The organism is Bacillus sp. SRB3LM, assembly GCF_015712745.1.
GTDB lineage: Bacteria > Bacillota > Bacilli > Bacillales > Bacillaceae_G > Bacillus_A > Bacillus_A thuringiensis_K.
Genome location: NZ_VWVQ01000078.1, coordinates 82,185 through 96,257 on the forward strand (window position 1 = coordinate 82,185; position 14,073 = coordinate 96,257).

Consider the following 14,073-nt stretch of genomic DNA (forward strand, 5'->3'; position numbering starts at 1 on the left):
AAAGCTTAATAAAAGCTTCGGAATGCAACTATACCATATACGGTAAAAAGATAATAGCACCAATTATAACAGCTATAATTGTAAATAATAAAACCGCTCCTGCCGCAACATCCTTTGCAATTTTTGCAAACGGATGAATATCGGCAGTCGCTAAATCTACCGTTTTTTCCACAGCCGTATTTACCATCTCTAAACTCATTACAATCCCTATTACAATAAGTAATATCATCCACTCTATTTTCGTAATATGGAAATAAAAGCCGCAGCATATAACAATGACTGCGGCTAAATAATGGATTTTCATATTTCGTTCATGACGAAAACAAAAGAATATACCAGCTATAGCATATCCAAAACTATCTATAAGTTTTCCTTTTTTCATCTTCCTAATCCAAAAGCTTCTAAAATTTCTTTTTGTCTTCCGAACATTTCTTTTTCATCTTCTTCCGTCATGTGATCATAACCAAGTAAATGTAAAAAGCCATGTAACGCCAAAAATCCAAGTTCACGATCGAAAGAATGTCCGTACTCTTCAGCTTGCTCTTTCGCCCTTGGAATAGAGATAATAAGATCACCTAACATGCGCGGCATCTCTGCACCAACGATCTCCATTTCTCCTTCTCCCATCTCTTCCATGGCAAAAGATATTACATCTGTAGGTTGATCTTTATCTCGGTAATCACGATTAATTTCTCTAATGCGCTCATTATCTACAAATGTCACCGATACCTCCACGCCATCCTCGATATTTTCCATTTGAGCTGCTTTTTCTAACACTTCACGAATTAAACTCATATACGCTTCTTTTACTTCTTCTGTTTCATCAATAAAATCAATTAACAAACTCATTCTTTCTCCTTTTCTTCCGGAAGTTCCGGATATGTAATACGCGAATGGAAAATACCATTTAACGTTTCACACAACGTTTTCCCAACGATTTGTAGTTCTTTAAACGTCAAATCACATTCACTAAATTGACCGTCTTGCAATCGATCTTTAATAATACTTTGCACTAAATTATTAATTTGTTCTGGCGTTGGGTGATTCATAGAACGTACCGCAGCTTCTACACTATCAGCAATACCAACAATTGCCGATTCTTTCGAAGTTGCTTTTGAACCTGGATAACGGAACATCTCTTCTGTATATTTTTCTTTATCTTCTTTAATTGCTTTATAATAAAAATATTTCAGTAACGTTGTACCGTGATGTTGCCCAGCGATATCAATAATTTCTTGTGGAATATGATATTCTTCGAGCATTCTTACTCCATCCGTTACGTGAGCAATTATAATATCTTTACTCGTTACAGGATCTAATTTATCATGCGGGTTTTCAATTCCCATTTGGTTTTCAATAAAGAATTGCGGTTGTACTGTTTTTCCTACATCATGATAATATGCACCTACACGTGCTAATACACCATTTGCCCCGACTGCTTCACACGCAGCCTCAGAAAGATTCGCTACCATTACACTATGATGATATGTCCCTGGCGCTTCTAACAAAATTCTACGTAAAAGCGGATGATTTGGACTTGATAGTTCCATAAGCTTCATACTTGATACGATTCCAAGTCCACTTTCTAAATATGGTAAAATCCCCATAGCCAAAACGGACGATATAATCCCTGAAAGTGAAGCCATTAATAATTGCGTACCAATTTCAAGAGGCGAAAAATTCCCATTACGTAATAATAAGAGCGCCGCCAATACGACTACATTTAATACAGAAACGAGTATACCAGCTTGTAAGATCATTGTACGACGATTTTTTTCTCGCAAGAAAATACTAACCGATAATGAACTTAACAATACGTAAATCCCTACACTATAATTTAACGTACTCGTTACTCCTTCATTAAACATAATACTTCCGCATACAGAAAAAATCATACTCGTTAAAAAGACAAATCGATCACCAATCATTAGTTTTACAAGTAATGTTCCCATCGCAACTGGGACAACATATGCAATCCCTGCGTATTCAAGTTTTTGAAACAAACTAATGATTTTCATTAAGACGATTGTGATAGACAAAATTGTAATATACGCTAAAACATACGGTCTATCTTCTCTTTTTCTCTTTAAAAACAATTCAAATTGTTTATGCATAAAGTATAGTAACACACTAATGAGTACCGCTAATCCAACATAAGGTTGAAAGCCATTCCCTTTTTCTAACAAACCAACTAATTTCAACTGATTATACACATCACTTGAAATTGTTTCACCTTCTCTAACAAGAACTTGTCCTTGAAGAATATAAACAGGTGGAACTAAATCTTCCTCTGCTTTTCTCTTCTCTTTCGTTAAGATCGGGTCATAAAAATAGTTCGCTGAAATTGCATATCTTCCTAGCGCCTTAATTGACTCTTTTAAACCATTATCAACATTAACACTATTCATCTCACTTACATATCGTTCTTTCGCATCTTTCAATTCGTCCATTTTAATATGCTCAGTCATGATACTATTAATCGCTGTGACCGCAGCATCTTTCGCTAATACTAATTGGCCCGAATCTGCATTAATCAAATTTAGTAAGTTTGAATCAGATAATTCTTTCGTTAAGTCAGCAGGTAGTTTCTTTTTTAACTTATCCACTTTCTCAGCATCAGTAATCTTTTTTTGATCATCCGGTCCAACAGCTTTAATCTCTTGCACCACTTCATCCACTTTAGCGAAGACGTCATTCACAATATCAACTTTATTTTGTTTATACTCACTTTTATATGTATATTGATCTTCAACTTTTGTAGCGGCTTCTTTTTTCTTTTTATCCGTTGTAACTTTATCTTCAATTTTTATAGGAGAATGGATTGTCTTTTTCGCAATAGAATACATGTTAACATCTAATTGCTCTGGTTTTACATTATTCATAAGCGCAAAAAACAGCACTGCTCCTAATACAACGTAAGAAATCCAACTTAGTTTTTTCGAATGTTGTAAATTACGAAACCACTTAGAAATTTCTTGAGATCTTGACATGATTTCAATACTTCTCCTCTCCAGAAATAAAGTGAAACTATTTATAGCTTTCATTTCTTCTACCCAACGATACTTTGAGGCAACATTTTATACACCAGTACCTATAGTTTATTTTCCTTATCTTTCATGATAGTAAAAAATATGACGTTCGCCAACCTTATCATACAAAAAGAAATGATCCTGACAAATAGGATCATTCCATTTTATCATATGCCTCAATAATACGTTGCACCAATGGATGTCTCACAACGTCTGTTTGTTCTAATGTAATAAATGACAGACCTGATACACCAGATAAAATATTAGAGGCTATAGATAGCCCTGATTTTACCCCTTTTGGCAAGTCTACTTGTGAAGGATCCCCTGTAATAACCATTTTAGAACTAAAACCTAATCTCGTTAAAAACATTTTTATTTGAGCACCCGTTGTATTTTGAGCCTCATCTAAAATAACAAATGAATCATCAAGCGTACGTCCCCTCATATAAGCAAGTGGCGCGATTTCAATTACTCCTCGCTCCATCATACGCTGCGTATATTCTTGTCCAAGAATATCATGTAAGGCATCATATAATGGACGTAAGTATGGATCAACCTTCTCTTTCAGATCCCCTGGTAAAAAACCTAAGTTTTCTCCAGCTTCTACAGCAGGTCTTGTTAAAATAATTTTCTTTACATATCCTTGTTTTAAAGCCCTCACAGCCATTACTACAGCTAAGTATGTTTTTCCAGTTCCTGCTGGCCCTATTCCAAAGACAATATCATTCTTCTTCATCGCATGAATATATCGTCTTTGCCCCATTGTTTTTACACGAATGGATTTACCTTTTGCAGTCTTGAAAATTTCTTCTTCATATAACTCTTCAAATTGAGCAATTTTCCCTTGTTGTGCGAGCTGAATTGCATACGCAACATCTCTCTCCGAAATTGATATACTTTTACGAATTACAACAAGTAATTGCTGTAAGATTTTTTCTACGAGTGTTACCGTTTCAACTGCCCCAGATACATGAACAGTTTCTCCTCTAGTTACGATCGATACATTGAGTTCTCGTTCAATTACTTTTAAATGCGCATCATTGACTCCAAAAAGAGCGATTGCTTCGTTAGTATTTTCCAATTGTTGGTTCATTTCTACTAATTGTTCTGCCATTACTCAGTCTCCTTGAATATCGGATTCAGATATTGGTTGTGGCTCTGCAATATTTTCAACTACAGTATAATGCAATGTGACCTTTAGTTGATCCGCCTCAACCTCTTTACTCAAAATCTTATCACTTACAATCATAGCATGTTCATCCAATTTTTTCTTTAGTTCTTTTTCGGCCATCTCTTTCGCTACTTTTAACGCTTGCTTTTCTGTATATTCTCGATTCGCTTCTTCCTCTTCTCTCACAACATCTTTTTCATATGCAATCGGCAGTGTAAAACCAAATAATTTCACATCGTGCTTTACACTTTCAGTACGAGAGCGTTTATACTTATCATGTTGAAATCCCCATATTTTTATTTTCGTATCCCCAAATTTAAGAAAATGTTCATTGTATACATTACCAGTATACACTTGAAATTGCGTCTTTAACGGGACATTCACTTTAGAGGTATACCACGTTTCGCCATACACAATACCTTTCGCTGAAACAATTGTCGGGCTTTCCTCATTACCATATATTCCAGATACGAGAATCTGCCCTTTTTCCACATGATCATTTTTCAGTACAACCGGTTTTCCAACTTCTACAAACGTTTTTGTAATAATCGCTTCTTTTTTTGCTACTAAATTTTGTGGCCTTTGTTCCTTTTCTTTTTTCGGTTCGTTTTTTTCAACAATTTTAAAATGATACGTCGTTCCTCTTACTTCTAGTCCCGCCCAAGTAATGGCATTAATATTATCTGTCAAATGGCGTTGTACATCCTCTACATTCGGCATTTGAAACTGTAGTTTCCCTTTTTTAATACCCATTTTATCCAATTCTTTCATTAATATATATTCTGTTTCAGGTTTTGCTCCTGTAATTTCAATTTTCCAAACCATATTTGACATTGCAATCACACCAAAAAAGAAAATTAAAAACCCAATTAAAAATCCACTATTTTTAATTAAACGCTTATTCCAAAAAGGAAAACCATAACGTCCAATAAAATATAATTTACATTCATTTTTTCTATAAATTGGTTTTATTTTTTTCACATCGCGTAACAATATACAAAAAACTAACGTTTCATCAGCTATCTTCTTAACATCCCAAACTAATAAATTCCTCCGTACACATTCATTAACAAACCGTTCTGCCCCTCTACCTTCAATTCGCACTTTTACATACCCAAGCCACTTTATAAACCATTTATTTTTCATTTACCACCTTCACTACCTTTCTAAAAGTAGGTATACGACTTTTTATTTGAAGCATTAAAATAGCTCGTACTAAAATGAAACAGAGTAAAACTGTAATCAGTCTCTATCAACGGAACTTTTACAGGATAAAGAAGAAAAACTTCACAAATGGAAGTTTCACTTCAATCACCTTTTTTTTCATTTTCTAAAAATGTTACTTGCTCAATTATACCTTCGAGTAAAAGCTCTTCTGGAAGAATCGTTTTAATAACAAAGGATTGTCCTTTAATTAATAATTGACCATTTTTTAAAAGTAATCGCACTTCTTTATCTGAAAACACTAATAACCCCCGATGATTTTCTATATAAATATGTATTTGCCCAACAAGAGTAATCCGAGGCAGATCCATTAATACATCCACTGGTAGATCTACTTGTTTTGTTAACCAATTTTTCATTTGTTCTAATTTCTTCATCTCGAAAGACCCCCTCCTCATCCCATATATATATGTATTTCTTCACAAGTGCCTATCGTGTTATAACGACTTCACTAACATAACTATATTCTGTAAGAGTTCATATCATGTTAATTAAAACAGTCGCTATATGAAATCATATTTGTCAGGACAATGATGGATCAGAGGATATTACCTTTAATAATAGAAGTATTAATACAAGAATATGCGCCCCTACAGGATATCAGTACAAGTTACATTAAGAAATTGAGCCTAGCGAGAAGTTGGAAACTTGAAAAAACCTGTTACAATTCGTTCTGGACGTGACATACTGACCATAGAATAAGTAGTTGTCATTTATTGGACAAATGAGATAAAGTGAAACTTTAATCAACCCTCACCAATCGGGTTGCCTGTTAATGCGGGATAAAATTCAAAAAAGAAAATTTCCCCGCTCTGAATGTTACGTTGTAAGTAAGAATATTTTATAGATGGTTGTTATATGAATTTCAAAAAATATTAGGGTTCATTAAAAGATGAATTAATAAATGAGGAAATACGAAAGTAAATTGGCTTTGGTCAAGAAATTTTGAATGCTATAAAACAAGTTATCGACAGTCATATCCGGCCATTTTATGCAACTGATGCAAAATCTAATATAGTTAGAATCTCTTTTGTTACCTTCGAGGATTATGCTGAAGAGCACGCTATAAAACTTCAATCTGAGTTTCAGAAGGCTCGGTACTTAGCTTTTATTTGCGAAAGAAGTTTTAGTCAAGGAAGTAAGAACAGGTGTAGAATCAGAATTATACAAGGAAATAATAAATTGAAACTTTAACTAGAGGGGTTTCTATCACTTACAGAAACGCTTTTAAGCAATATAGCGTTTCGTCCTTAATAAGAACAATAAAAAAACGTCTCATACGAAATGAGACGTTTTTTTATGCTAATAGCTGGATAACCAGCTTATTCACAAGTGATCCGTCTGTTTTACCTTTTACTTTCGGCATAACAGCAGTCATCACCTTACCCATATCTGCTTTAGAAGTCGCACCAACTTCAGAAATAACTTGCTTGATTACATCAACTAGTTCTTCTTCAGTTAATTGCTCTGGCAAATATGCGCTTAAAATCTGAATTTCACTTTGCAGTTTATTAACAAGGTCTTCACGACCAGCTTTTTTAAATTCAAGGAGGGAGTCCTTATACTGTTTTACTTCACGAGCTAAAACTGTTATTTCCTCTTCTTCAGTAAGAGTATGTTGCAGTTTAATACCTTCATTTTGTAAAGCAGCCTTAACCATACGAATAACGGTTAATTTTTCTTTTTGTTTATTCTTCATCGCTTGTTTCATATCATCGTTTAAACGACCGAGAAGACTCATAACTTACACCCTCTCTTAGAATTTACGCTTTCTTGCCGCTTCAGATTTCTTCTTACGTTTTACACTTGGTTTTTCATAAAACTCGCGCTTTCTTGCTTCAGCAAGTGTACCAGTTTTAGAAACCGATCTTTTAAAACGGCGAAGTGCATCCTCCAAAGACTCGTTTTTACGAACGACTGTTTTTGACATTCTCTTTCCCTCCCTCCGAAACATCACACTTACATACTAACTTCAGCATGCAAAAAGAAACACTTCTTCAGCATGTCTTTTACGATTATAATACATTTTATCACTTCAGGTCAACTATTTGGCAGAATAAAAGAAGAATAGAAGCATTTCCTTTTCAAAAGTTATGGCAAATAGCTAGTATCCTTCACTGATGAAGACAACTATATTTTTATCATTTCATCTTTTTTCATACAGGGATGCATGAAACGCCTCCACGCCCTCTAGTACTTAACCGATTCAAATAAAGAAAGCATGCAAACCGTTTCCGGTTGCACGCTCTTTTTATGCACTAGCTGATTCTTTTTTTACATCATCTTCAAGAACACGAACAAATTGCGCTTCGTTATATGGATAACCAGCTTTCGTAATTTTCACTTTCACTAGCTTACCAATTAATTCTTCTGATCCTTCAAATACAATTTTCAAGTAGTTATCTGTATAACCTACATATAACCCTTCACGGTCGCCCTCTTTAAATTGCTCTTCCGGAATGATTTCAAGCACTTCACCTTCAAACCCTGATGCGTACTCTTTCGCTAATTGATTAGATAGCTCAATTAAACGATGAACACGATCGTTCTTCACATCTTCAGGAACTTGATCTTCCATGCGTGCTGCAGGTGTTCCTGTACGTTTTGAGTAAGGGAACACATGTAACTCAGAGAAGCGGTTCTCTTTAATGAAATTGTATGTTTCCATGAATTCTTCTTCTGTTTCACCTGGGAAACCAACGATTACATCAGATGTAATCGCAAGGCCTGGTAACGCTTCTTTCAAACGATCTAAACGCTCTTGGAAGAACTCCATCGTATATTTACGACGCATACGTTTTAATACAGTATTAGAACCAGATTGCAACGGAATATGCAAGTGGCGTACAACTACTTCAGATTTATCTAACACTTCAATTACTTCATCTGAAATTTGACTCGCTTCAATAGAAGAAATACGAAGACGTTTTAATCCGCCTACTTCCGCTTCCATATCACGAAGTAATCCAGCTAAGTTATAATCTTTTATGTCTTCGCCGTATCCACCTGTATGAATACCCGTTAATACGATTTCTTTATAGCCTGCATCCACTAATTGTTGTGCTTGTTTAATAACTTCTTTTCCATCACGAGAACGCATTAAACCACGCGCCCAAGGAATGATACAGAATGTACAGAAGTTATTGCAACCCTCTTGTATTTTTAAAGACGCACGTGTACGATCCGTGAAATAAGGTACATCAAGTTCTTCGTACACGCGTGTTTTCATAATATTGCGGACAGCATTAATTGGTTGACGCTCTTTACGAAATTCTTCGATGTAACCTAACATCTTTTCACGATCCTGTGTACCAACTACAATATCCACACCTGGGATTGCCATAATTTCCGCTGGAGATGTTTGTGCGTAACATCCCGTTACACAAATAACTGCATCTGGATTTTGACGCACAGCACGTCTAATTACTTGACGACTTTTTTTGTCCCCAGTATTCGTTACTGTACATGTGTTAATAACATATACATCAGCTTTCTTTTCATATTCTGTTCTTTCATAACCACCTTGTTTAAACAATTGCCAAATGGCTTCTGTTTCATAGTGGTTTACTTTACAACCTAACGTATGGAACGCAACAGTTGACATTGATCATCACCCCATCAATTCAAAATGATACGAAGCAGCACTTAACGCGTATAATGGCGCCGTTTCTGTTCTTAAAATTCTTGGTCCTAAACTACATGGTACAAATTTATGTTCACGAAGCGCTGTAATCTCTTCCTCAGCTAAACCGCCTTCTGGGCCAAATACAATCAATAGCTTTTGACCTGGTTTCATTGTCGTTAAAGCTTTCGCAAAATTAGATTTCTCGCCTTGTTTTGCTTCCTCTTCGTAAGCAACAAGACAAACATCATACTCACCACTCATTGAAAGCAATTGCTTAAATGATGCCGGAGCATGTACTTCTGGAATTTCACTTCTATGTGATTGTTCCGCAGCTTCTTTCACAATTTTTCTTAAACGCTCAACTTTTTTATCAGCTTTTTTCGCATCCCATTTTACGATAGAGCGAGATGCTTGAAATGGTAAGAATGCAGCTGCCCCAAGCTCAGTTCCTTTTTGAAAAATTAACTCTAGCTTGTCTCCTTTTGGCAGTCCACTTGCAATCGTCACGAAAACAGGAAGTTCACTTGACGCCTCTACCCATTCTACAATAGTCGTATTAATAAATTCACTGGTAATTTCATCAATTGAACATACTGCTGTTTTTCCGTTTACACAGCAATAAATATGATCTCCAGCTGACATACGCATCACTCTTGCGATATGATGTACGTCATCACCTACAATACGAATACTTGTCTCATTTACATATTTCTCTTCTACAAAATAACGTTGCATATAATCACCTTAGTAGAGTTTCGTTCCTTTCGTAAGTCAACACTTACGAAAAGAACGAAACGTTATCATTTTTCATATAACAAACGGCAAGTCCCTCACCTTATAGTGAGAGACTCCCCTTTTCATTATAGACTAAAATCTATATTACGCATTTCGTGCAATAATTGCTACCCAATCTTCCATTCGTAACACTTCTTCAATTGTAAATCCAGCTTTTTCTAGCGCCTCAGAAATTACTTTTTCCTTCGTAGCAATAATGCCCGATGTAATAAATAATCCACCTGATTTCACAACTCTTGCTGCATCTTCAGGGAATAATAGAATGATTTCTGCTAATAAGTTAGCTACGATTAAATTAACAGGACCTTCAATACCTTCTAAAAGACTATTTTGTCCAACAGACACGATATCATCTGTTTTATTTAAACGTACATTCATTTCTGCACTTTCAACCGCAACCGGATCTAAATCATATGCTTGAACAGAAGACGCACCTAATTTTGCCGCTGCAATACTAAGTACACCAGAACCTGTTCCTACATCAATAATAGTGTCACCTGGCTGTACTGTTTTTTCTAAAGCACGTATACACATCGTTGTTGTTGGATGAGTTCCTGTACCAAACGCCATACCCGGGTCTAATTCAATGATTTTTTCATCAGGAGAAGATGGTGTATATTCTTCCCAAGTCGGTACGATTGTGAATGTATCAGAAATTTGTACTGGATGGTAATATTTTTTCCAAGCAGTAGCCCAATCTTCTTCATTGACTTCGTTAACGGTAATATTTCCAGTACCAATTTCGATGTCGTAAGATGGAAGCACATCAATAGATGATTTTACACCTGCAATCGTTTCATGTAAAGAATCGGTTTGCGGGAAATATGCTTTTATTAATACACCTTCCGCTGGATATTCATCGGGATTCAATGCATAAATTTCACCATATTGTTGCTCGCGCTCTTTCGTTAACTCCGCTGGGTCCTCAATCGCAACTCCGCTAGCACCAGCTTCGTGTAAAATATGAGAGACAGCTTCTACTGCTTCTTCTGTTGTATGAATACTAATTTCTGACCATTTCACAATTTACCAACTCCATTTTTTATTTCCATTATTCCCCTTTGAAAGCACGTTTAAGCTTTCCGAACAAACTATCATCCTGCTCTTCTTGTCCTGCAAATTCACGTAATAAATCTTTTTGCTGTGAAGTCAATTTCGTTGGTACAACAACACGAACGACTACATATTGATCTCCTTGGCCGTATCCACGTACGTTCGGAGCACCTTTTCCTTTTAAGCGGAATTCAGTTCCAGTTTGTGTTCCTGCTGGAATTTTCAGCTTCACTTTACCATGAACAGTAGGAACTTCCACTTCATCACCAAGCGCCATTTGCGCAAATGTTAATGGCATTTCGCAAATAATGTGATCTCCTTCACGCTCGAAGAATTCATGATTTCTTACATGAACGACAACATATAAGTCTCCTGCTGGTCCGCCATTTACGCCGGCTTCACCTTTTCCAGACACACGAATTTGTTGACCATTATCAATACCCGCTGGAATTTTAACATTAATTTTTTTACGTTTACGAACTTTACCTGAACCGTGACATGTCGTACATTTTTCTTTAATAATTTGTCCAGTTCCTGAACAATGACCACAAGCTTGACGGTTTACGATACGACCAAATGGTGTGTTTTGTTCAACACTCACTTGACCAGAACCTGAACAATGTTTACATGTTTCTTTTGAAGTTCCTGGTTTTGCTCCACTACCTTTACAAGTATCACATGGATCTTCTACTGGAATTTCCACATTTAATTCCTTACCAAAAATAGCTTCTTCAAAATCTAAAGTGACTTGATATTGTAAGTCAGCACCTTGGCGCGGAGCATTTGGATCACGACGTCTGCCGCCGCCACCGCCAAAGAAAGAACTAAATATATCTTCAAAACCGAAGCCACCGCCGAAGTCTCCTCCGCCGCCAAATCCACCGAATCCTTGATTTGCACCAGCATGACCAAATTGATCGTACTGCGCACGCTTTTGATCATCACTTAACACTTCGTATGCTTCTTGTACTTCTTTAAACTTTTCAATTGCATTTTCTTCTTTACTTACGTCTGGATGGTATTTTTTAGCCAAACGACGATACGCTTTTTTAATTTCATCTGTTGCAGCGCCCTTGCTAAGTCCAAGGACCTCATAATAGTCTCGTTTACTCATAAATTTACAACCCCCGAATCTTTCACATAAACGTAATTTTAACACCGAAAGAAAGTGCTTTGCAACAAAGTTTCCTCACTTACAGTATGCAAAGCGAAAAACTTAAGATCCTCACACATCGCTTCTCATTCGTGAAAAAAGCCAAAGTCAAGGCACGCTTGACTTTGACTTTTTGTCATCTTACTTATTATGTTTACAGTTGAATTACTTGTCTTCTTTTACTTCTTCAAACTCAGCGTCAACTACATTATCTTTCTTCGCGCCAGCGTCTTGTGCACCTTGCGCACCTTCTGCTTGACCAGCAGCAGCTTGAGCTTGCTCGTATAATTTAACAGTTAACTGTTGTACGATTTCTTGTAAAGCATCTTTTTTCGCACGAATTTCTTCAAGCTCGTTTTTCTCAATTGCAGCTTGTAATGCTTCTTTTGCTTCTGTTGCTTTTGCAACTTCAGCTGCATCTACTTTACCTTCTAAATCTTTTACAACTTTGTCTGTTTGGAATACAAGTTGGTCAGCTTCGTTACGAAGTTCAACTTCTTCCTTACGTTTTTGGTCAGCGTCAGCATTTGCTTCCGCTTCTTGTACCATACGTTCTACTTCTTCATCAGAAAGACCTGAAGAAGATTGGATTGTAATAGCTTGCTCTTTGCTTGTTCCTAAGTCTTTCGCACGTACGTTAACGATACCGTTCGCATCAATATCGAATGTTACTTCGATTTGTGGAATACCACGTGGTGCTGGTGGAAGGTCAGTTAATTGGAAACGACCTAACGTTTTGTTGTCAGCTGACATTGGACGCTCACCTTGTAATACGTGAATGTCTACTGCTGGTTGATTATCAGCAGCTGTTGAGAATACTTGTGACTTACTTGTTGGAATTGTAGTGTTACGCTCGATTAATTTCGTGAACACGCCACCCATAGTTTCAATACCTAAAGAAAGTGGAGTTACGTCTAATAATAGAACGCCTTCTACATCACCAGTAAGTACGCCACCTTGAACTGCAGCACCTAATGCTACAACTTCATCAGGGTTTACACCTTTATATGGCTCTTTACCAGTTTCACGTTTAATAGCTTCTTGTACAGCTGGGATACGAGTAGATCCACCAACAAGAATAACTTTATCTAATTCGCTTGGAGCAAAACCAGCGTCTTTTAATGCACGACGAGTTGGCTCTAATGTTCTTTCAACAAGACCTGCTGAAAGCTCTTCGAATTTCGCTCTTGTTAACGTTAATTCTAAGTGTAATGGACCAGCAGCTCCAGCACTAATGAATGGTAATGAAATTTGAGTTTGTGTTACACCAGAAAGATCTTTTTTCGCTTTTTCAGCTGCATCTTTCAAGCGTTGAAGCGCCATTTTATCTTGGCTTAAATCAATGTTATTTTCTTTTTTGAACTCAGCTACTAAGTGATCGATGATAACTTGGTCAAAGTCATCGCCACCAAGACGGTTGTCACCAGCAGTTGAAATAACTTCGAATGTGCCGTCTGCTAACTCAAGGATAGATACGTCAAATGTACCGCCACCTAAGTCATATACTAAGATTTTTTGTTCTTCATCTTGTTTTTCTAAACCGTAAGCAAGTGCTGCTGCTGTTGGCTCGTTAATGATACGCTCAACTTCTAAACCAGCGATACGACCAGCATCTTTCGTTGCTTGACGCTCTGCATCGTTGAAGTATGCAGGTACTGTAATAACAGCTTTCGTTACTGTTTCACCTAAGTATGCTTCAGCAGAAGCTTTTAAGTTTTGTAAAATGATTGCAGAAATTTCTTGAGGTGTATAATCTTTACCTTCAACTTCTACTTTGTAGTCTGTACCCATATGACGTTTAACAGACATGATTGTATTTGGGTTTGTAATTGCTTGGCGCTTTGCAACTTCCCCAACTTGACGTTCTTCATTTTTGAAAGCTACAACAGAAGGTGTTGTACGATTTCCTTCTGGATTTGGGATAACCTTTGGTTCTCCACCTTCCATAACAGCTACACAAGAGTTTGTTGTACCTAAGTCAATACCGATAATTTTACTCATGGCGAATCCTCCTAGTTTTATG

The 14,073-nt window shown here is 36.5% G+C and carries 13 protein-coding genes; all 13 read right to left on the reverse strand.

From position 1 onward, the window contains the following. Positions 1-28: 28 nt before the first annotated feature. Positions 29-382, reverse strand: a complete 354-nt coding sequence (locus tag F3I02_RS24095; protein ID WP_000715462.1) for a diacylglycerol kinase family protein — start codon at positions 380-382, stop codon at positions 29-31. Further along, on the reverse strand, positions 379-849 hold the full coding sequence (ybeY, locus tag F3I02_RS24100; RefSeq protein ID WP_000054682.1) for an rRNA maturation RNase YbeY: 471 nt from the start codon (positions 847-849) through the stop codon (positions 379-381). The genes F3I02_RS24095 and ybeY overlap by 4 nt, the downstream gene beginning before the upstream one ends. Beyond that, a complete protein-coding gene (locus F3I02_RS24105) occupies positions 846-2,990 on the reverse strand; it encodes an HD family phosphohydrolase (protein ID WP_000091508.1) in 2,145 nt (714 codons plus the stop codon). The genes ybeY and F3I02_RS24105 overlap by 4 nt, the downstream gene beginning before the upstream one ends. Before the next feature lie 193 nt (positions 2,991-3,183). Beyond that, positions 3,184-4,143 (reverse strand): PhoH family protein, encoded by a 960-nt coding sequence (locus F3I02_RS24110; RefSeq protein ID WP_000840521.1) that lies wholly within the window; start codon positions 4,141-4,143, stop codon positions 3,184-3,186. A gap of 3 nt (positions 4,144-4,146) precedes the next feature. Next, positions 4,147-5,346: a sporulation protein YqfD gene (yqfD, locus tag F3I02_RS24115; protein WP_000792494.1), complete on the reverse strand. Its 1,200-nt coding sequence runs from the start codon at positions 5,344-5,346 to the stop codon at positions 4,147-4,149. A gap of 161 nt (positions 5,347-5,507) precedes the next feature. Then, positions 5,508-5,801, reverse strand: coding sequence for a sporulation protein YqfC (gene yqfC / locus F3I02_RS24120; RefSeq protein WP_089148281.1), 294 nt, complete (start codon positions 5,799-5,801; stop codon positions 5,508-5,510). Between the two features lie 920 nt (positions 5,802-6,721). Then, positions 6,722-7,165: a GatB/YqeY domain-containing protein gene (locus F3I02_RS24125; protein WP_000054562.1), complete on the reverse strand. Its 444-nt coding sequence runs from the start codon at positions 7,163-7,165 to the stop codon at positions 6,722-6,724. A gap of 15 nt (positions 7,166-7,180) precedes the next feature. After that, positions 7,181-7,354, reverse strand: a complete 174-nt coding sequence (rpsU, locus tag F3I02_RS24130) for a 30S ribosomal protein S21 (RefSeq protein ID WP_000048061.1) — start codon at positions 7,352-7,354, stop codon at positions 7,181-7,183. A gap of 321 nt (positions 7,355-7,675) precedes the next feature. After that, on the reverse strand, positions 7,676-9,028 hold the full coding sequence (gene mtaB / locus F3I02_RS24135) for a tRNA (N(6)-L-threonylcarbamoyladenosine(37)-C(2))-methylthiotransferase MtaB (protein WP_000108683.1): 1,353 nt from the start codon (positions 9,026-9,028) through the stop codon (positions 7,676-7,678). 6 nt (positions 9,029-9,034) lie between these two features. Beyond that, positions 9,035-9,784: a 16S rRNA (uracil(1498)-N(3))-methyltransferase gene (locus tag F3I02_RS24140; protein WP_001190164.1), complete on the reverse strand. Its 750-nt coding sequence runs from the start codon at positions 9,782-9,784 to the stop codon at positions 9,035-9,037. 144 nt (positions 9,785-9,928) lie between these two features. Then, a complete protein-coding gene (gene prmA / locus F3I02_RS24145; protein ID WP_196478501.1) occupies positions 9,929-10,867 on the reverse strand; it encodes a 50S ribosomal protein L11 methyltransferase in 939 nt (312 codons plus the stop codon). 28 nt (positions 10,868-10,895) lie between these two features. Then, a complete protein-coding gene (dnaJ, locus tag F3I02_RS24150) occupies positions 10,896-12,011 on the reverse strand; it encodes a chaperone protein DnaJ (RefSeq protein WP_000043934.1) in 1,116 nt (371 codons plus the stop codon). 204 nt (positions 12,012-12,215) lie between these two features. Further along, positions 12,216-14,051, reverse strand: a complete 1,836-nt coding sequence (gene dnaK / locus F3I02_RS24155; RefSeq protein WP_000034700.1) for a chaperone protein DnaK — start codon at positions 14,049-14,051, stop codon at positions 12,216-12,218. Positions 14,052-14,073 lie beyond the last annotated feature (22 nt).

Excerpts from the sequence above, each read along its gene's own strand:
- F3I02_RS24110 (WP_000840521.1), bottom strand. The coding sequence starts at position 4,143 with ATGGCAGAACAATTAGTAGAAATGAACCAACAATTGGAAAATACTAAC.
- F3I02_RS24140 (WP_001190164.1), bottom strand. The coding sequence starts at position 9,784 with ATGCAACGTTATTTTGTAGAAGAGAAATATGTAAATGAGACAAGTATT.
- yqfC (WP_089148281.1), bottom strand. The coding sequence starts at position 5,801 with ATGAAGAAATTAGAACAAATGAAAAATTGGTTAACAAAACAAGTAGAT.
- dnaJ (WP_000043934.1), bottom strand. The coding sequence starts at position 12,011 with ATGAGTAAACGAGACTATTATGAGGTCCTTGGACTTAGCAAGGGCGCT.
- rpsU (WP_000048061.1), bottom strand. The coding sequence starts at position 7,354 with ATGTCAAAAACAGTCGTTCGTAAAAACGAGTCTTTGGAGGATGCACTT.
- F3I02_RS24105 (WP_000091508.1), bottom strand. The coding sequence starts at position 2,990 with ATGTCAAGATCTCAAGAAATTTCTAAGTGGTTTCGTAATTTACAACAT.
- mtaB (WP_000108683.1), bottom strand. The coding sequence starts at position 9,028 with ATGTCAACTGTTGCGTTCCATACGTTAGGTTGTAAAGTAAACCACTAT.
- dnaK (WP_000034700.1), bottom strand. The coding sequence starts at position 14,051 with ATGAGTAAAATTATCGGTATTGACTTAGGTACAACAAACTCTTGTGTA.
- ybeY (WP_000054682.1), bottom strand. The coding sequence starts at position 849 with ATGAGTTTGTTAATTGATTTTATTGATGAAACAGAAGAAGTAAAAGAA.
- F3I02_RS24125 (WP_000054562.1), bottom strand. The coding sequence starts at position 7,165 with ATGAGTCTTCTCGGTCGTTTAAACGATGATATGAAACAAGCGATGAAG.
- yqfD (WP_000792494.1), bottom strand. The coding sequence starts at position 5,346 with ATGAAAAATAAATGGTTTATAAAGTGGCTTGGGTATGTAAAAGTGCGA.
- F3I02_RS24095 (WP_000715462.1), bottom strand. The coding sequence starts at position 382 with ATGAAAAAAGGAAAACTTATAGATAGTTTTGGATATGCTATAGCTGGT.